Below are 17434 nucleotides of genomic sequence, written 5' to 3' on the forward strand. Positions count from 1 at the left end.
CCTCCTTGATCTGATGCCGAAGCCCGCCACGCCCGACGCGCTGTACGAGACGTTCGCCGCCTGGACGGAAGAGCGCGGGATCTCGCTGTACCCGGCGCAGGAGGAGGCGCTGATCGAGCTGGTGTCGGGCAACAACGTGATCCTGGCGACGCCCACCGGCTCGGGCAAGAGCCTGGTCGCGGCGGGCGCGCACTTCGCGGCGCTCGCGGAGGGGCAGCGCACCTTCTACACCGCGCCGATCAAGGCGCTGGTGTCGGAGAAGTTCTTCGACCTGGTGAAGATCTTCGGGACCGAGCAGGTCGGCATGATGACCGGCGACGCCTCGGTGAACCCGACCGCGCCGATCATCTGCTGCACGGCGGAGGTGCTGGCGCAGATCGCGCTGCGCGACGGCACCCGGGCGGACATCGGCCAGGTGGTCATGGACGAGTTCCACTTCTACGCGGAGCCGGACCGCGGCTGGGCGTGGCAGATCCCGCTGCTGGAGCTGCCGCAGGCGCAGTTCCTGCTGATGTCGGCGACGCTGGGCGACGTGCGGCGCTTCGAGGAGGACCTGACCCGGCGCACCGGGCGGCCGACCACCGTGGTGCGCAACGCGACGCGCCCGGTGCCGCTGTTCTACGAGTACCGGCGCACCACCATGCACGACACGCTGGAGGAGCTGCTGCAGACCGGCCAGGCGCCGGTGTACGTGGTCCACTTCACGCAGAAGGAGGCGGTGGAGCGGGCGCAGTCGCTGATGAGCATCAACATGTGCTCGAAGGCGGAGAAGGACGCCATCGCCGAGCTGATCGGCAACTTCCGGTTCACCACCAAGTTCGGCCGCAACCTGTCGCGTTACGTGCGCCACGGGATCGGCGTGCACCACGCGGGCATGCTGCCGAAGTACCGGCGGCTGGTCGAACGGCTCGCCCAGGCGGGCCTGTTGAAGGTGATCTGCGGGACGGACACGCTGGGCGTGGGCGTCAACGTGCCGATCCGCACGGTGCTGTTCACCGCCCTGTCGAAGTACGACGGCCAGCGGGTGCGGATCCTGCGCGCCCGCGAGTTCCACCAGATCGCCGGGCGGGCCGGGCGGGCCGGGTTCGACACGGTCGGCCAGGTGGTGGCGCAGGCTCCCGAGCACGTCATCGAGAACGAGAAGGCCGTCGCCAAGGCGGGCGACGACCCGAAGAAGAAGCGCAAGATCGTCCGCAAGAAGGCGCCGGAGGGCTTCGTCGGCTGGTCCGAGGAGACCTTCGAGAAGCTGATCGCCGCCGACCCGGAGCCGCTGGTCTCCCGGTTCAAGGTGAGCCACGCGATGCTGCTGTCGGTGATCGGCCGGCCCGGCAACGCCTTCGAGGCGATGCGCAAGCTGCTCACCGACAACCACGAGGAGCGCCCCGCGCAGCGCCGGCACATCCGCACCGCGATCGCCATCTACCGCTCGCTGCTGGAGGGCGGCGTGGTGGAGCGGCTGCCGGAGCCGGACCCCGAGGGCCGCATCGTGCGCCTGACCCTGGACCTCCAGGAGAACTTCGCGCTCAACCAGCCGCTGTCCACCTTCGCGCTGGCCGCCTTCGAGCTGCTGGACCCCACCTCGCCGTCGTACGCGATGGACGTGGTGTCGGTGGTCGAGGCGACCCTGGACGACCCGCGCCAGATCCTCGCCGCGCAGCAGAACAAGGCGCGCGGCGAGGCCGTCGGCGAGATGAAGCGCGACGGCATCGAGTACGAGGAGCGCATGGAGCGGCTCCAGGAGATCACCTACCCGAAGCCGCTGGAGGAGCTGCTCACCCACGCCTACGAGGTGTACCGCCGGGCGCACCCGTGGATCGGCGACCACCAGCTGCAGCCGAAGTCGGTGGTGCGCGACCTGTACGAGCGGGCGATGACCTTCACGGACTACGTCGGCCACTACGAGCTGGCCCGCACCGAGGGCATCGTGCTGCGCTACCTGGCGGGCGCGTACAAGGCGCTGGAGCAGACCGTCCCCGAGGACGTGAAGACCGACGACCTGAAGGACGTCATCGCCTGGCTCGGCGAGCTGGTGCGCCAGGTCGACTCCAGCCTGCTGGACGAGTGGGAGCAGCTGGCCAACCCGACCGAGCCGCAGGCCGCCGAGGTGGTGCTGGACGACAAGCCGGCGCCGGTGACGGCGAACGCGCGGGCCTTCCGGGTGCTGGTGCGCAACGAGCTGTTCCGCCGGGTGGAGCTGTGCGCGCTGGAGCACTACGAGGAGCTCGGCGCGCTGGACGGCGAGTACGGCTGGGACGCGGACCGCTGGGCGGACGCCATGGACGGGTACTGGGAGGAGTACGACGACCTGGGCACCGGTCCCGACGCGCGCGGCCCGAAGATGCTGCTCATCGAGGAGGAGGACTCCGCCTGGCGGGTCCGGCAGATCTTCGACGACCCGGAGGGCGACCACGACTGGGGCATCAGCGCCGAGGTCGACCTGTACGGCTCGGACGAGGAGGGCCGCGCCGTCCTGCGGGTCACCGCCGTGGACCGGCTGGGCGGCTGACGGAGCGTCGGGCGAAAGCGTCCGGCGGACCCGCCCTCACAGCGGGTCCGCCGGACGCGGGCCGTCACATCCAGACGAACGGCAGGCCGGCGGTGTAGGAGACGGCCCGGGTGGCCTCGTCGAGCAGCTGGTCGAGGTTGGCGGCGCTCACCGAGGGCACCGGCAGCGGGCTCGCCGGGGAGCCGGACGGGCTCGGCGAGGCGGTACCGGTGGCGCCGGCGGCGCCGGTGTGCGCGTCGGCGGACCGCGAGCTGGTCACCGTCACGTAGTGGCCGACGAGTTCGACCCGCGGCTCGGTGGCGGGGCGGGCCGCGGAGGCCGGCAGCGCGGGGGCCGCGGAGGCGTCGGGCAGGATGAAGGCGACCGAGCCGGGCTTGGCCCGCAGCGCCTCGGCGGCCCGGGCGGCGGCCGGGGCGTCGGCGAAGCGCAGCAGGGTGACGCTGCTGAGCACCGGCTTCTCCTGGGCGGTGAAGCTGACGGCCAGGTAGCCCTTGCAGCCGGCCTCGCGCAGCAGTTCCAGGGTGCGGTCCTGGAGCACCTCGGTGCAGTTCTCGCCGCGCCGCACGCCGGAGCGCTTGCCCTTGTAGCCGCCGGACTCGACGACCCGCTGGGCGGGGAAGTACGCGTCGACGTCGAGGGCCTCGGGGTCGGCGACGGTGCGCGGCGGCGGGTCGCCGACGATCGGCGGGGTCTTGGACGCCTCCTTGCTGGAGGGGCCCAGCCCGGGTATGTAGTCGCCGGGCGTCGGGCGGGTGACGATCCAGCCGCCGGCCGCCACCACACCGACGACGGCGACCCAGCCGACGACCCGTCGGGCGGTCACGCGTCTGGCCCGGTGCCCCCCGGACGGCTGCTGGGACGTGTGCTCTGCCGGCGGCCCGGCCGGTTGCTGTGCCGGTGACGGGGCGCGCTCCCCCTGCGTGGTCATGCGGCAGATTCTATGCAGGTCACGGGTGGTGAAGATCACGGGGGCGCGGGCCCGGCGGGGCCGCGGGGGCACCGCCGCGGGCGACGTGACCTGCGCCACTACCGTGAGCTGCGACACTGTGACAACTCGCACAGCTTCCCCGGGATCTTCTGGTGGGTTTCCTCTGGCGTCCCTCAAGGGGCAGCGGGCAGGATCAGCCCCATGGATCTGCTCGATACCCTCACCGCCAAGGGCCTGCGTGGGGAGACCCCCACCCGCGAGGAGGCGCTCGCCGTCCTCGCCACCACCGACGACGAGCTGCTCGACGTGGTCGCGGCCGCCGGGCGGGTGCGCCGGCGGTGGTTCGGCCGCCGGGTGAAGCTCAACTACCTGGTGAACCTGAAGAGCGGGCTGTGCCCGGAGGACTGCTCGTACTGTTCGCAGCGCCTGGGCTCCAAGGCCGAGATCCTGAAGTACACCTGGCTCAAGCCGGGCCAGGCCGCCGAGGCGGCGAAGGCGGGCGTGTCGGGCGGCGCCAAGCGGGTCTGCCTGGTGGCGAGCGGCCGCGGTCCGACGGACCGTGACATCGACCGGGTGACGGACACCGTGGCGGCCATCAAGGAGGCCGACCCGGCGGTGGAGGTCTGCGCCTGCCTGGGCCTGCTCTCCGACAACCAGGCGGAGCGGCTGAAGGCGGCCGGCGTCGACGCCTACAACCACAACCTCAACACCTCCGAGGGGACCTACGGCGACATCGCCACCACCCACACCTACGCGGACCGGGTGGACACCGTGCAGAAGGCGCACGGCGCGGGTCTGTCGGCCTGCTCGGGCCTGATCGCGGGCATGGGCGAGAGCGACGAGGACCTCGTGGACGTGGTGTTCGCGCTGCGCGAGCTGGGTTCGGACTCGGTGCCGGTGAACTTCCTCATCCCGTTCGAGGGCACCCCGCTGGCCAAGGAGTGGAACCTCAGCCCGCAGCGCTGCCTGCGGATCCTGGCGATGGTGCGGTTCGTCAACCCGGACACCGAGGTGCGGATCGCCGGCGGGCGCGAGGTGCACCTGCGCAGCCTGCAGCCGCTGGGCCTGCACATCGCCAACTCCATCTTCCTGGGCGACTACCTGACCAGCGAGGGCCAGGCCGGGCAGGCCGACCTCGACATGATCCGGGACGCCGGGTTCGAGATCGAGGGCATGGGCGAGGGCACCCTGACGCGGCACCGCGCGGACGTCGCGGCGCACGCCGGGGCGGCGGCCGCGGGCGGCTGCGGCACGGCCCCGGCGGCCGGGGCGTGCGGCCCGGGCGGCTGCGGCACGGCCCCGGCGGCCGGGGCGTGCGGCCCGGGCGGCGGTGGCTGCGGCCCGTGCGGCGGACACGCCCACGGCGACACCGCCGCCGACGCCCCCGGAACGGACGAGGAGGCGCGCACCGACCTGGTACGGGTGCGCCGCCGCGGCGCCGGCACCGAGCTGGCGCCCAACGCCTGAGCCCCCGTTACCCGAGCCCCTGACGAACAGCCCGGAAAGCCCCTCCCCATGACCCAGCTGTCCACGGACACCCTGCTCGCCCTCGACCGGGCGCACGTCTGGCACCCGTACGGGCCCATGCCCGGCACCTCCACCCCGTACGTGGTGGAGTCCGCCTCCGGCGTGCGGCTCAGGCTCGCGGCCCCGGCCGCGGGCGGGCACCGCGAACTCGTGGACGGCATGTCGTCCTGGTGGGCGGCGATCCACGGGTACGGGCACCCGGTGCTGGACGAGGCGGTGCGCGGGCAGCTCGGCCGGATGAGTCACGTGATGTTCGGCGGGCTCACCCACGAGCCCGCCGTGCGGCTCGCCACCACCCTGGTGGAGATCACCCCGGAGCCGCTGCGGCACGTCTTCCTGGCCGACTCGGGCTCGGTGTCCGTCGAGGTCGCGATGAAGATGTGCCTGCAGTACTGGCAGTCGGTGGGCCGCCCGCGCAAGCGCCGGCTGCTGACCTGGCGCGGCGGCTACCACGGCGACACCTTCCACCCGATGTCGGTGTGCGACCCGCAGGGCGGCATGCACCACCTGTGGGGCGGGGTGCTGCCCGATCAGCTGTTCGCCCCCGAGCCGCCGGCCGGTTTCGACGCCCCGCTCGACGAGGAATACGCCCGCGCCTTCGGCGAGTTGATGGAGCGTCACGCCGACGATCTGGCGGCGGTGATCGTCGAACCGGTGGTGCAGGGCGCCGGCGGGATGCGCTTCCACTCCCCCGCCTACCTGCGGATGCTGCGCGAACTGTGCGACCTGCACGGGGTGCTGCTCGTCTTCGACGAGATCGCCACCGGCTTCGGCCGCAGCGGCGCGCTGTTCGCCGCCGATCACGCGGGCGTCGCCCCGGACGTGATGTGCCTGGGCAAGGCGCTGACCGGCGGCTACCTCACCCTGGCGGCGACGCTCTGCACGGCGGAGGTCGCCGACGGCATCAGCCGCGGCGAGATGCCCGTGCTCGCCCACGGGCCGACGTTCATGGGCAACCCGCTGGCGGCGGCGGTCGCCAACGCCTCGATCGGCCTGCTGCTCGGGCAGGACTGGCCCACCGAGGTCAAGCGGATCGAGACCGGGCTGCGCGCGGGCCTGGCGGACGCGGCCGCGCTGCCCGGCGTCAAGGACGTCCGGGTGCAGGGCGCGATCGGCGTCGTCCAGCTGGACCACCCGGTGGACATGGCCGCCGCGACCTCGGCCGCCGCGCGCGAGGGCGTCTGGCTGCGCCCCTTCCGCGACCTCGTCTACACGATGCCGCCGTACGTGACCGGCGACGGGGACGTGGCGCGGATCGCCGCGGCCGTGACGGCGGCGGCGGTGGCGGGATGAGCGGGACGGACCACAGGAACGGGATGAACGGCGTGAACGGCGTGAACGCGGCGGGAGCGGCCGGCCGGGTCGTCTTCGTGACCGGCACCGGTACCGAGGTCGGCAAGACCGTCGCCACGGCGGCCCTCGCGGCGAGCGCGCTGCGCGCCGGGCTGCGGGTCGCGGTGCTCAAGCCCGGGCAGACCGGCGTCGCGCCCGACGAGCCGGGGGACGTCCAGGAGGCGGACCGGCTGGCCGGGCCCGCCGCCTCCCGCCCCGGACAGCTGACGCTGCGTGAACTCACCCGCTACCCCGAGCCGTTGGCGCCCGACACGGCGGCCCGCCGGTCCGGGCTGCCCTGCCTGGCGGCGGAGGACGTGGCGAAGGAGGTCGCCGGGCTCGCCGAGCGGCACGACCTGGTGCTGGTCGAGGGCGCCGGCGGACTGCTGGTCCGCTACGACGAGCAGGGCCGCACGCTCGCCGACCAGGCCCGCGCGGTGCGCGAACTCGGCCTGCCCACCCAGGTGCTGCTGGTGGCCTCGGCCGGTCTCGGCACGCTGAACACCACGGCGCTGACCGCCGAGGCGCTGACCGCGCGCGCACTGCCGCTGCTCGGCGTGGTGGTCGGCGCCTGGCCCGGCTCCCCCGGCCTCGCCGAGCGCTGCAACCTGGCCGACCTGCCGCGCGCCGCGGGCGCCCCGCTGCTCGGCGCGCTGCCCGAACACGCCGCGCGGGCCGCGGACTTCCCCGCGCTCGCCACCGCCGCGCTCGCGCCCGCCCTGCACGGCCACTGGGACGCCGCCGCCTTCGCCGCCGCCTTCCCGGCCGCCCTCCCCGCCGCTTTCGGGGGCGGGCCCGCGGCCGGCTGACGCCCCGGCCCGCGCACCGCGCGGACCCCGCCGAAGCAGCCATCGGCGCCCGCACGGCGGAAGAGCGCGTTTGTCGCTCGAACGGGTGAGATCCTCGCTCGACCCGGCCCGCCGCGCGGTAGGGGTGCATACGGTTCTCCGCATGACGGATGGCCTGATGGTGGACGAGGCCCTGCGGGCCCTCGCCGCGCTCGAAGCGGCGTGGAAGGACGACGACGAGGCCCTGGCCGCGCTGGCCGCGCGCGGACCGGCCGAGCGACCGCTCGCCGCGCTGGTCGCGCTCTACGGCGAGCACGCCGTGGACACGCTGATGGCGCTGGCCTTCGGCCTGCGCTCCAGCATGACCGACGAGGAGCTGGCCGAGCTCACCGACGCGGTGAGCTCCAACATCGGCGCCCGGATGAGCGCCCTGCTCACCCGGACGCTGTGCGCCTGGGGCGAGACGGCCGGGGACGACCTCGCCGTGGTGAAGGTGATCGCCCACGCGGTGATCGACGCCATGCGGGCCGTCACCGAGGAGCCGAGCAAGACCGACGTGCTGCCGCTGCTGGCCACCTTCCGCACCTACGCGCTGAGCAGCAGTCCCTGACGGTCCCTCAGGCGGTCAGGTGGGCGGCGCGGACCGGTCGGCCCGGTTCCGGCGAGCCGGATCCAGGCGCCGGATCCGGCCAGCCGGCACTCTTGAGATGCCCTTGACACCCCCAAAAGGTCTATACCATGCTGCCAGGCGGCGCCCGGCGGCGGAGTCGACTCCGCTTCCCTCGGCGCCATTTCGGCGCAGGTGAGAGCGACGAACGGGGGCTGTGTTGTGCTGGTGCATGTCCTGGGACCACTCCAAGTCGAGGTCGGGGGAAGAGCCGTGCCGCTCGGCGGCCGGCGGCCGCAGCTCGTGCTGGCGACCCTCGCCCTGACCCCCAACTGGGTGGTCCCGCTCGACCGGTTGGTGGACAACCTGTGGGGCGCGGCGCCGCCCGCGAGCGCCCGGACGCAGATCCGGATCTGCGTCTCGCAGCTGCGCCGCGCGCTGGCCGACGCGGGCGCGCCGCCCGTCATCGAGACCCATCCCAACGGCTACCGGCTGCGGGTCGGACCCGACGAGCTGGACGCCGCGCTGTTCGGCGAGGAGGTCGCCCGCGCCCGGCTGCGGGCCGCCTCCGGCGCCCTCGCGGAGGCCGTCGCCGTCCTGCGCCAGGCCCTCGCCCGGTGGACCGGGCCGGCCATGACGGGCCTGGACTGCCCCGCGCTGGAGTCCTCGGCCCGCCGTCTGGAGGAGAACCGGCTGCGCGCCGTCGAGGAGCGGGTGCGGCTGGAGCTGGCCCTCGGCCGGCACGAGGACCTGGTCGGCGAACTCGTCCAGCTGGTCTCCGCGCACCCGTTCCGCGAGCACCTGCACGGGCTGCTGATGCACGCCCTGCACCGCTCCGGGCGGACGGTGGAGGCGCTCGGCGTCTACCGCACGCTGCGCGCCCACCTGGTCGAGGAGCTGGGCCTCGAACCGGGCCAGGAACTGCGGGCGCTGGAGCAGGGCATCCTCAACGGCGCCTGCCCGACCGCCTGACCGCCCGACCGGCCGGGCGCCCGACCGCCCGACCGCCACCGGTGAGGAGCGGCCCAGGGCCGCGGCTCAGCCCGCGTGCCGCCACCAGAACGACCCGGGCTCGTAGTGCTCGGTGACCCCGAGCCGGCGCCACAGCGGCTCGGCGATCCGCCGCAGCTGCGGGTCGGCGTGCACGAAGGCGTCCGGCAGCTCGACGTCGAACCGCCCGGGCGCGGCCGTCAGCAGCGCGGCCAGCAGGTACTGCTCGGAGTAGTGCCGCCAGCGCCAGGACTGCGGGTAGTCCGCCGGGAGCATGATGTCGTGCACGTGCACCAGCACCCCGGGCTTGAGCACCGGCAGCACCTCGAAGAAGAACACCGCGACGTCCGAGCCCATGTGGAGCCGGTGCGAGCCGTCGAAGAAGACGAGGTCGCCCGGCTCCAGCTCGCGGAAGACGGCCAGGTCGGCGTGTTGCAGCGGGGTGCGGACGACCTCGTCGCAGAGCCGGTCGACGGTGGCGCGCGGGGCCGGGTCGATCGAGGTGATCCGGGTGCTCAGCCCGAGGTCCTCGACGGCCCGGCGGGCGAACTTGGTGGAGTTGCCGGAACCGATCTCCAGGTAGCGGGCCGGGCGCTCGGCCGCGAGGAAGCCGTAGAGCGAGAGCGCGTCCAGCGGCGGCAGCCAGCCGTTGTTCCAGTACGGGGTGGAGCCGGCGGCGGTGCCGCGCAGCGGGATGCCGCGCAGCAGCTCCTCGAACTCCAGGAAGCCGGTGAGGCGTTCGGCGTAGCGCTCGCGGTTCTGCTCCAGCAGGGCGCGCACCTCGGCGAGTTCGGCGCGCGGCTCGGGGGTGACCACGTGGTCCCAGAACAGCGGCTTGCGCAGGCCGAAGGCCCACAGGGTGAGGCCGTGCAGCACGGGCCGCTCGCCGAGCCAGTCCATCGGGCGGCGCAGCGCCGGCACGCGTTCCATCAGTTCGACGCCGGAGGCGGTGCGGACGGCGGTGCGCAGGTCCTTGAGCAGCATGGGGGGTCCTTTCGGGGGGTGTTCAGAGCGAGAGCCAGAGGTCCTGCAGCCGGTGTTCGGAGATGCCCTCGGCGGGGCGGAAGTCGTAGCGGTGGACCGTGACGGGGCCGCGGGTGAAGCTCCAGTCCAGCCGCCAGAACGGGTAGGGGCGGTTGACGGCGCTGTCCCAGTCGAATCCGGCGGGTGCGGAGAACTTCCAACTCAGCGGCAGGAGATCGTTGTTGGCGCGAATCGCATCGTCGGCCAGCGAGCGCACACCGTCCAGGTCGCGCATCGCGGGGCTGGCGTTGAAGTCGCCGGCGATCAGGGTCCGGTTGGGGTTGTTCCTGAGGTCGGCCTCCAGGCCGCGGATCTCCTCCTGGCGCCAGGCGAACTTGCGCTTGAAGTAGGAGTCGAAGTCGAAGCCGGAGAAGGGGTCGAGGTCGGGGGCGAGCGGCACGGTGACGTGCACGTTGTAGACGCTGAGCAGGGTGGCGCCGACCTGGAGGTCGGTGCGCATGACCTTGTCCCGGGCGAAGATCCGGCTGAAGGAGGGGTCGGGTCCGAGGGCGGCGCCGGGGCCGACGGAGCGCTGGGAGGTGATCGGGTAGCGGGAGACGGTGAGCAGTTCGCCGGTGCGGGCGATGTGGTAGCCGGGGAACTCGGCGGCCAGGCGGGCGTCGTCGTCGAGCCGGCGGTAGCCGTCCTCGCCGAGGCCGGGCTGCCAGACGACGTGCTCCTGGAAGAGGTAGACGTCGGCGTCCTGACGGTGGATCAGGTCGTAGAGCTTGTCGACGCCGGTGGAGGCGGCCCAGTACTGGGTGTTGAAGGAGACCACGTGCAGGGCGCCGGGCGGCACGGGGCGCTCGCCGTGCCACAGGGCGGGCCAGTTGATGCCGGAGCCGGTGGTGAGGGCGAGCAGCAGCGGGGGCAGGGCGAGGCCGAGGGCCCAGGTGCGGCGGGGGCCGCAGGCGGCGGTGGCGGCGAGCAGCAGGAACAGCGGGGTGCCGACCAGGAACAGCGGGGGGACGGCGTCCAGCAGGATCGCCCAGTGCCAGCGGCCGCTGACCGACCAGCGGACGAAGGCGTAGAGCAGCCACAGGCCGGTGAGGCCGACCAGGGTGCGGCCGTACCAGGTGCGCAGCCGGCGGGCGACGCGCCGGGCGCGGGTGGGTTCCGGTTCCGGTTCCGGCGCCGGTTCGCGCGCCGCCGTTTCCGCCGCTTCCGCCGTCTCGTCGCCGTCGTCCGCTCCGTCCCGCCGGTACATCCGGCGGAAGCGGCGGCTGACCGCGAACTGGGCGAGCCCGGCGGCGAGCCCGGCCGTGACCACGGCGTTCATCAGCAGGTGGCAGAGGGTGAAGAAGGCGAGGAAGCGGTAGCCGCGCTCGCGGCGGACGAACCGGTACTGGCCGAGGTCGGCGAGCACGAAGGCGGCCAGCAGCAGGGCGGTGGCGAGCGCGGCGAGCGGCTGCCAGGCGATCAGCGGCAGGCTGAGCAGGGTGAGCGCGGCGAGCAGCGAGGCGGCGGCCCGGCCCGGGGTCTCCATGCCCTGCATGGCGCGGCCCCGGTCGAGGTAGAACGGCACCCGCAGGCGGCTGCGGACGAAGGCCTTGCGCAGCAGCGGCCGCATCCGGTTCTCGTCGGAGAGCCGTCCGCGGATGCGCGAGGTGAGCAGCATGGGGTGGCGGGCGGCGAGCCGTTCGGCGTGGTCGATCTCCTCGGTCTGGCGCAGCGCCGGGTTGAACCAGCCGGCCTCCAGGAAGGCGTCGCGGCGCACCGCGCCGAGGGCGTAGAAGCCGCCGCTGACCAGGCCTTCGGCGCTCTTGCGCCAGTAGTGGTACTGGAGGATGCGGTACTGGCCGACGGGTCCTTCGGGGAACAGGGGTTCCTTGTCGGGGACGCCGAACACGGCGCCGTACTCGGGGTGTTCGGTGAACAGGGCGACGGTTTCGGCGACGGCGTCGGGGTGCACGGCGAGGTCGGCGTCGAGGAAGAGGACGATGTCGCCGGTGGCGTGCCGCACGCCGAGGTTGCGGCTGGCGCCCGGTCCGCCGTTGCGTTCGGCGCGGACCAGGGTGACGGGGTGGGCGGCGGCGCGTTCGGCGGAGTCGTCGGTGCTGGCGTCGTCGACGACGATCACCTCGGTCGCGGGGTGGCTCTGGGCGAGGACGGACTGCAGACAGAGGTCGACGGTGCGGCTGTCGTTGTACATCGGTACGACCACCGAGACGAGCGGTGTGGCGGGCATGGCTCCTCGTTCGGACGGCGGGTGGGTCGACGCCGGGGGGCGTCAGGTGAGCTGGAAGGTGAGCAGGAGGGCGGCCCAGAGCGCGGCGGTGGCGAGCATGGCGCGGTCGCGCAGCAGGGTGCGCACGGGGTTGCCGCCCTCGGCGTGGACGACGACGATCTGCAGGTAGCGGAAGAGCGCGAACAGGGCGCAGGGGGCGGTGAGCAGGGCGCCGGTCTCGTAGCCGGACTCGGTGCGCAGGTAGAGCAGGTAGCCGACGACGGTGAGGCCGGAGCAGAGGACGAGGACGAGGTCCAGGAAGTGCGCGGAGTAGCCGACCAGGGCGGGGCGGTGGCCGCTGCCGGCGACGCCGAGTTCGTGGCGGCGTTTGCCGACGATGAGGACCAGGCAGAGGGTGAGGACGGTGAGCAGGAGCCAGGCGGCGAGCGGGCGGCCGCTGGCGCCGTAGCCGCCGAGCAGGCGCAGTACGAAGCCGGTGGCGACGACGAAGACGTCGAGCAGCGGCAGGTGTTTGAGTTTCCAGCTGTAGGCGGCGTTGACGGCGAGGTAGAGCAGGACGGGGGCGGCGACGCCGGGCCCGCAGGCGGCGAGCAGCGGGACGAGCAGGGCGGCGAGCAGGCCGGCGAGGGCGACGGCGGCGCGCGGGGTGATGCGGCCGGCGGCGAGCGGGCGGTGGCGTTTGACGGGGTGGCGGCGGTCGCGTTCGATGTCGGCGAGGTCGTTGACGACGTAGACGAGGGAGGAGGCGAGGACGAAGGCGGCCATGGCGAGGGCGGTCCGGGCGGCCATGTCCCAGGCGGGGTCGGCGCCGAGCAGGGGCAGCGGGACGACGAGGACGTTCTTGGGCCACTGTCCGGGGCGCAGCAGCGCCAGCGGGGCGGGCAGGCGGGAGGGGCCGGCGGGGCGTCGGGCGGGTTCGGGTGGTTCGCCCGCCGTGCTCTGCGCGTGCGGTGAGCTCTTGTCGTACTGCGAGCTCTGTTCGCTCAGGGAGGTCATGGCGGAGCGCTCCTCAGAAGAAGATCTTCACGGCGGACAGCAGTCCCTGGCTCCACGGGTCGCGGCTGGTGCGCCCGGCGTTGGGGCCGGCGGCGCGGCCGGCCGGCGTTTCGTGGCGGGCGGATCGCCACCAGTGGTAGGTGCGCAGGATGGCGTCCTGGTTGGAGAGCCGGGGGGCGAAGCCGAGCCGGTCGCGGGCCTTGTCGATGGAGACGTAGGAGTCGGCGGTGAGTTTGTGGAGCAGGCGGCCGTAGACGGGTGACAGGCGGGCGCGCTGCAGGGTGTCGAGGACGGCGAGGGCGGGGCGGGCGGGCAGGCCGACGACACGTTTGCCGTGGCCGGCGGCGTCCAGGACGGCCTGGAAGTCCTCGCGCAGGGTGCCGAACTCGGCGGCGGCGAGGTTGTAGGTGTCGTTGGCGACGTCGTCGGGGGCGTGCAGGACGGTGACGACGGCGTCGACGAGGTCGTCGATGGCGAACATCTGGGTGCGGACGTCGCCGCGGCCGAGGACGGGGAAGTTGCGGCCCTCCTCGGCCCATTCGAAGAGCATCGCGAACAGGCCCATCCGGCCGGGGCCGACGAAGGTCTTGGGGCGCAGGATCGGCACGCACAGGCCCTCGGCGCGGTGGCGTTCGGCGATCTCCTCGGCGGCGGCCTTGGCGCGGCTGTAGGTGTCGACGGGTTCGCGGGGGTGGGTCTCGGGGGTGGGGACGCGCCGGGGCAGGCCGTAGACGGCGGTGGAGGAGATGTGCACGACGCGCGGGGTGCCGGCGGCGCGGGCGGCGGCGAGGACGGCGCGGGTGCCGTCGACGATGATCGAGCGGATCTGCTCGTCGGGGTAGCTGGGCAGGGCCGCGGCGGCGTGCACGAGGGCGTCGGCGCCGTGCAGGGCGCGGTCGAGGACGGCGCGGTCGCGGATGTCGCCGACGACCTCGACGCCGGGGCCGGGGCGCAGGTCGATGCCGCGCACCCGGTGGCCGTCGGCGGTGAGGCGTTCGGCGAGGCGGGAGCCGAGCATGCCGGCGGCGCCGGTGACGGCGACGGTGCGGGCGCGGGGAGGGCCGGGGGTCACCACTGCGAGCCCACCTTCTGCTTGACGAAGCGGGTGACGAGGCGGCCGAGGCTCTGGTCGAGGACGGCGCCGAGGGCGTCGACGGTGCGTTCGACGTCGGCGGGGTCGGTGACCAGGGAGGGGCCGATGATGAGCGGGTTGCGGCCGTTGAGGGTGTAGTAGGCGAAGATGCCGTGGTCCTGGTAGAGGGCGTTGATGACGGCGCAGGTGACGAGCTTGGTCTTGAACCGGGGGTCGCGGGCCATGCCGCCGGGGGCGAGTTTGGCGACCAGGTCGAGGATGCGAGGTCCGCCGTCGATGAACACGCCCCACAGGGCGCCGGCGCCGTCGACCCGGGAGACGGTGTCGGGGTGTTCCTTGGCGAGGCGGCGCAGGCCGGGTTCGAGGACGGCGCCGATGGCGCGGGCGCGGGCCGGGTAGTCGTCCTCGACGGCGATGTTGACGGCTTCCAGGGCGGTGGCGCACTCCTCGCCGAAGCCGTAGTAGGTGGTGGAGGTGGACTGCAGCAGGGCGTCGCCGAGGTTGTCGTAGGCCTTGCGGAAGACGGGTTCGCGGGCGATGAACGCGGAGATGGAGGACTTGCCGCCGCCGAAGGACTTGGAGGTGGTGAGGACGTCGGGCAGCAGGCCGGGGTAGCGCATGAAGTGGAAGAGGGTGCCGGTCTTGCCCCAGCCGGTGTAGATCTCGTCGAAGATCAGCACGATCTTCTCGCGGTCGCACAGCTCGCGCAGCCCGCGCAGGAACTCCTCGGAGCAGGCCTCGATGGTGGAGGCGCTGAACGGTTCGATGAGGATCGCGTAGACGTCGCCGGGGTGGGCGGCGACGGCGCGGCGCACCGAGGCGAGGTCGTTGTAGGTGAAGGTGTCGATGCCGGGGATGGTCGGGAAGGCGAACTGGGCCTGCCCGGTGAGGCCGCCGGAGCCGAGGAGTTTGCCGTGGAAGGCGCGGTCGGCGCGCAGCACGGTGCCGCGCTTGCCCTGGTGGTACTTGTAGGCGAGCTTGACGGCGCCCTCGACGGCCTCGGCGCCGGAGTTGGGGAGGAAGGACATCGACAGGTCGCCGGGCAGCACCTCGGCGAGGTTGTGGGCGAGTGCGGCGAGGTAGGGCGAGAAGTAGGTCTTGTGGACCTCCATCCGGTGCTCGCGGGCGAAGCGTTCGCGGGCGGCGAGGATGCGGGGGTGGTTGTGGCCGTGGTTGAGCACGCCGACGCCGCCGGTGACGTCGAGGATCCGCCGGCCGTCGGTGAGGGTGAGGTGGGCGCCCTCGGCGTGGGCGACGAGTTCGCGGCCGAAGCCGAAGGAGGTCATCAGCGAGACCTGGCTCTTGTTCACGTATCGGCGGTACAGGTCGTGCACCTCGCCGACCTCGAAGCGTTCGGCGTCGTCAAGGGTGTACACGGGTGTCTCCCATCGGGGCGGGGGTGGCGGGGGCGGGTGGGGTGCGGTCGGCGGGCGGGGTGGCGGGCGGCGTGCCGTCGGCGGGGGTGCGGCGCGCGGTGCGCAGCCGGGACCAGGCGAGGACGGCGGCCGAGCTGCCGAGTTCGGCGACCACGCACACGACGCGGCTGGCGACGGCGGCGGTCGCGGCGGTGCCGCCGGGCAGGACGGTGGCCAGCGCGGCGGCGATGGTGAGTTCGCGCACGCCCCAGCCGTCGGGGACGACCACGGCCAGGCTGCTGACGACGGTGGCGAGCGCGAACGCGCCGATGCCCGGTCCGGCGGAGGCGGCGGCGGGCGCGCCGAGGGCGACCGCGAGGAACCACAGGTGCAGTCCGGAGACCAGCCAGGAGGCGACGGCCAGCGCGATCGCCCGGCGGACGGCGGCGTCCGGCGGCGGTTCGATCGGCCGGCGGGCGAGCCGGGCGAGGGCGGCGACCGGGCGGGTGGCCAGGGCGGGGCGGGCGGCGCAGGCGAGGAAGCCGGCGGCGGGCAGGCAGAGCCAGAACCACTGTCCGGGCAGCGCGGCGGGTGCGGCGAGCAGGCTGACGCCGGCGCCGGTGAGGACGGTGAGGGCGAGGCTGAGCAGGTAGGCGGAGGTCATCGCGGCGGCGGGCACGCCGGCCTCGCGGCCGTGGGTGACGTGGGTGACCACGCCCCAGACCCGGCCGGGCAGGTACTTGGACAGCTGGCCGAGGAAGTAGATCCGGGCGGCGGTCAGGCCGCGGATCGGGCCCGGGGTGCCGGGGGCGCTGCCGGGCGGGGCGGGGACGAGCACCCGCCAGGCGTGCACGGCGAGCACCAGGCCGGCGACGTTGGCGGCGAGCGCGGCGAGCAGCAGCGGGACGGCGTCGGCGCGGGCGAGCGCGCGGGCGGCGACGGGGCCTTCGTGGCGCAGCAGCAGGCCGACGCCGACCAGGGCGGCGAGGACGATGGCGGGGGTGAGGAGGGCGCGCAGCCGCCGCGCCATCAGGGCCGCTCCCCCGCCGGTGACGCCGTCCGCTCCTTCGCCGCGGCCGGGTTCCGGGGCAGCAGCATCCGCAGGGCGCCGACGCCCGCGCCGGTCAGCAGCGAGCCGATGACCAGGAAGTGCACCCCGGCCGTGTACGGCACGAAGGCGGGCCCGTGCTGCCGGGCGGCGAAGCGCAGCAGCCCGGCGTTGGCGGCGCAGAAGGCGGCCAGCCCGGCGGCGGGCAGCAGCGGGCGGCGGCGGGCCAGCGGCAGGGCGGCCAGGGTGAACGCGGCGGCGGCGACCGAGGCGGGGCTGTTGGCGGTGAGGTTGCGCCGTCCGCCGCGCCGCGCCGCGACCAGCGCCGGGACGAGCACCAGCGCCCGCCGGTACGTCTCGGCGAGCAGCGGGCCGAGCCGGTCGACCTCGTCGTGGTGCGCGACCACCCGGTCGGTGAGCACGATCCGGTAGTGCGGGGCGAGCCGGTCGCTGAGTTCGAGGTCCTCGGAGTCGCGCAGGCTCTCGTCGAAGCCGCCGATCCGCTCGAACACCTCGCGCCGGACGGCCGCCTGGGCGAAGAACGCGGTCTCCACGACGCCGGCGCCGCGCGCCCGCCACCAGTGCGCGTGCAGGACGCGGTAGCGCTCCACCGGGCCGTCGTCGAACAGCGGCTCAGGGGCGATCACTCCGTGTACGCAGCCGCATTCCGGGTCCTCCGCGAGGATTTCCAGCGCATTCGCCACCGAATCGGGTGTCAGCGCCTCGTCGGAATCCAGGAAGAAGACGACGTCGCCACTGGCCGCGGCAATTCCGGCGTTCCGCGCGGCGGAGACCCCGCGGTTGGGCCACCGGCGGATCAGCGTGCACGGCGGGCCCTGCGCGGGCCGCGGGTGGTTCTCGGCGATGCGGGCGGTGGCGTCGGTGGAGCCGTCGTCCACCACGATCACCTGGTGCGGAGGATGGGTCTGGGCGTACACCGAGTCCAGGCAGGCCGCGAGGGTGCGGGCCGCGTTGTGGGCCGGGATGACGACCGATACGGAAAACGTCATGGGGCCAGTTCAGGCGGGCCCCGTATCGGGCGGGTATCGTCCC

The 17434-nt window shown here is 73.9% G+C and carries 14 protein-coding genes; 6 read left to right on the top strand and 8 right to left on the bottom strand.

Translation table 11 applies throughout. From position 1 onward, the window contains the following. Positions 1–13 precede the first annotated feature (13 nt). On the top strand, positions 14–2506 hold the full coding sequence (locus ABT238_RS16125; protein WP_502891436.1) for a DEAD/DEAH box helicase: 2493 nt from the start codon (positions 14–16) through the stop codon (positions 2504–2506). A 64-nt stretch (positions 2507–2570) separates the two neighbouring features. Here ABT238_RS16125 and ABT238_RS16130 read toward each other — a convergent pair whose 3' ends face one another. After that, positions 2571–3329, bottom strand: coding sequence for a hypothetical protein (locus tag ABT238_RS16130; RefSeq protein ID WP_350566150.1), 759 nt, complete (start codon positions 3327–3329; stop codon positions 2571–2573). Positions 3330–3635: 306 nt separating this feature from the next. Between ABT238_RS16130 and bioB the strand changes: the two genes are divergently transcribed. The 5 genes from bioB to ABT238_RS16155 all read left to right on the top strand — a co-directional run bounded on the left by bioB (position 3636) and on the right by ABT238_RS16155 (position 8660). Continuing rightward, positions 3636–4901 (top strand): biotin synthase BioB, encoded by a 1266-nt coding sequence (gene bioB / locus ABT238_RS16135; RefSeq protein WP_350759047.1) that lies wholly within the window; start codon positions 3636–3638, stop codon positions 4899–4901. Positions 4902–4949: 48 nt separating this feature from the next. Continuing rightward, complete coding sequence (locus tag ABT238_RS16140; RefSeq protein WP_350566147.1) at positions 4950–6254, top strand: adenosylmethionine--8-amino-7-oxononanoate transaminase; 1305 nt, start codon at positions 4950–4952, stop codon at positions 6252–6254. 23 nt (positions 6255–6277) lie between these two features. Beyond that, positions 6278–7102: a dethiobiotin synthase gene (gene bioD / locus ABT238_RS16145; RefSeq protein WP_350759154.1), complete on the top strand. Its 825-nt coding sequence runs from the start codon at positions 6278–6280 to the stop codon at positions 7100–7102. Between the two features lie 142 nt (positions 7103–7244). Further along, entirely contained in the window at positions 7245–7691 is a 447-nt protein-coding gene (locus tag ABT238_RS16150) for a hypothetical protein (protein WP_350566143.1), read from the top strand. Positions 7692–7961: 270 nt separating this feature from the next. Further along, complete coding sequence (locus ABT238_RS16155; RefSeq protein ID WP_350566141.1) at positions 7962–8660, top strand: AfsR/SARP family transcriptional regulator; 699 nt, start codon at positions 7962–7964, stop codon at positions 8658–8660. A 66-nt stretch (positions 8661–8726) separates the two neighbouring features. Here the strand turns inward: ABT238_RS16155 and ABT238_RS16160 are convergent, their stop codons facing one another. The 7 genes from ABT238_RS16160 to ABT238_RS16190 are packed head-to-tail and all read right to left on the bottom strand — an operon-like array spanning position 8727 to position 17391. Further along, entirely contained in the window at positions 8727–9662 is a 936-nt protein-coding gene (locus ABT238_RS16160; protein WP_350566139.1) for a class I SAM-dependent methyltransferase, read from the bottom strand. A gap of 22 nt (positions 9663–9684) precedes the next feature. Then, a complete protein-coding gene (locus ABT238_RS16165; RefSeq protein ID WP_350759214.1) occupies positions 9685–11889 on the bottom strand; it encodes a glycosyltransferase in 2205 nt (734 codons plus the stop codon). A gap of 42 nt (positions 11890–11931) precedes the next feature. Then, a complete protein-coding gene (locus ABT238_RS16170) occupies positions 11932–12885 on the bottom strand; it encodes a UbiA prenyltransferase family protein (protein WP_350566135.1) in 954 nt (317 codons plus the stop codon). Positions 12886–12898: 13 nt separating this feature from the next. Continuing rightward, complete coding sequence (locus ABT238_RS16175) at positions 12899–13960, bottom strand: NAD-dependent epimerase/dehydratase family protein (protein WP_350759229.1); 1062 nt, start codon at positions 13958–13960, stop codon at positions 12899–12901. Further along, the gene (locus tag ABT238_RS16180; RefSeq protein ID WP_350566131.1) at positions 13954–15354 is read right to left on the bottom strand and encodes an aspartate aminotransferase family protein; all 1401 of its coding nucleotides are present in this window, start codon (positions 15352–15354) and stop codon (positions 13954–13956) included. The genes ABT238_RS16175 and ABT238_RS16180 overlap by 7 nt, the downstream gene beginning before the upstream one ends. Further along, positions 15341–16363 carry a lysylphosphatidylglycerol synthase domain-containing protein gene (locus ABT238_RS16185; protein WP_350566129.1) on the bottom strand — a complete coding sequence of 341 codons (1023 nt, stop codon included), beginning with the start codon at positions 16361–16363 and terminating at the stop codon, positions 15341–15343. The genes ABT238_RS16180 and ABT238_RS16185 overlap by 14 nt, the downstream gene beginning before the upstream one ends. Continuing rightward, complete coding sequence (locus tag ABT238_RS16190) at positions 16363–17391, bottom strand: glycosyltransferase family 2 protein (RefSeq protein ID WP_350566127.1); 1029 nt, start codon at positions 17389–17391, stop codon at positions 16363–16365. The genes ABT238_RS16185 and ABT238_RS16190 overlap by 1 nt, the downstream gene beginning before the upstream one ends. Between the last annotated feature and the right edge of the window lie 43 nt (positions 17392–17434).

It is taken from the genome of Kitasatospora sp. NPDC001527 (genome assembly GCF_040298605.1).
In the GTDB taxonomy this organism is placed as follows: Bacteria; Actinomycetota; Actinomycetes; order Streptomycetales; family Streptomycetaceae; genus Kitasatospora.

Excerpts from the sequence above, each read along its gene's own strand:
- ABT238_RS16150 (WP_350566143.1), top strand. The coding sequence starts at position 7,245 with ATGACGGATGGCCTGATGGTGGACGAGGCCCTGCGGGCCCTCGCCGCG.
- bioD (WP_350759154.1), top strand. The coding sequence starts at position 6,278 with ATGAACGGCGTGAACGGCGTGAACGCGGCGGGAGCGGCCGGCCGGGTC.
- ABT238_RS16170 (WP_350566135.1), bottom strand. The coding sequence starts at position 12,885 with ATGACCTCCCTGAGCGAACAGAGCTCGCAGTACGACAAGAGCTCACCG.
- ABT238_RS16140 (WP_350566147.1), top strand. The coding sequence starts at position 4,950 with ATGACCCAGCTGTCCACGGACACCCTGCTCGCCCTCGACCGGGCGCAC.
- ABT238_RS16165 (WP_350759214.1), bottom strand. The coding sequence starts at position 11,889 with ATGCCCGCCACACCGCTCGTCTCGGTGGTCGTACCGATGTACAACGAC.
- ABT238_RS16160 (WP_350566139.1), bottom strand. The coding sequence starts at position 9,662 with ATGCTGCTCAAGGACCTGCGCACCGCCGTCCGCACCGCCTCCGGCGTC.
- bioB (WP_350759047.1), top strand. The coding sequence starts at position 3,636 with ATGGATCTGCTCGATACCCTCACCGCCAAGGGCCTGCGTGGGGAGACC.
- ABT238_RS16185 (WP_350566129.1), bottom strand. The coding sequence starts at position 16,363 with ATGGCGCGGCGGCTGCGCGCCCTCCTCACCCCCGCCATCGTCCTCGCC.
- ABT238_RS16125 (WP_502891436.1), top strand. The coding sequence starts at position 14 with ATGCCGAAGCCCGCCACGCCCGACGCGCTGTACGAGACGTTCGCCGCC.
- ABT238_RS16190 (WP_350566127.1), bottom strand. The coding sequence starts at position 17,391 with ATGACGTTTTCCGTATCGGTCGTCATCCCGGCCCACAACGCGGCCCGC.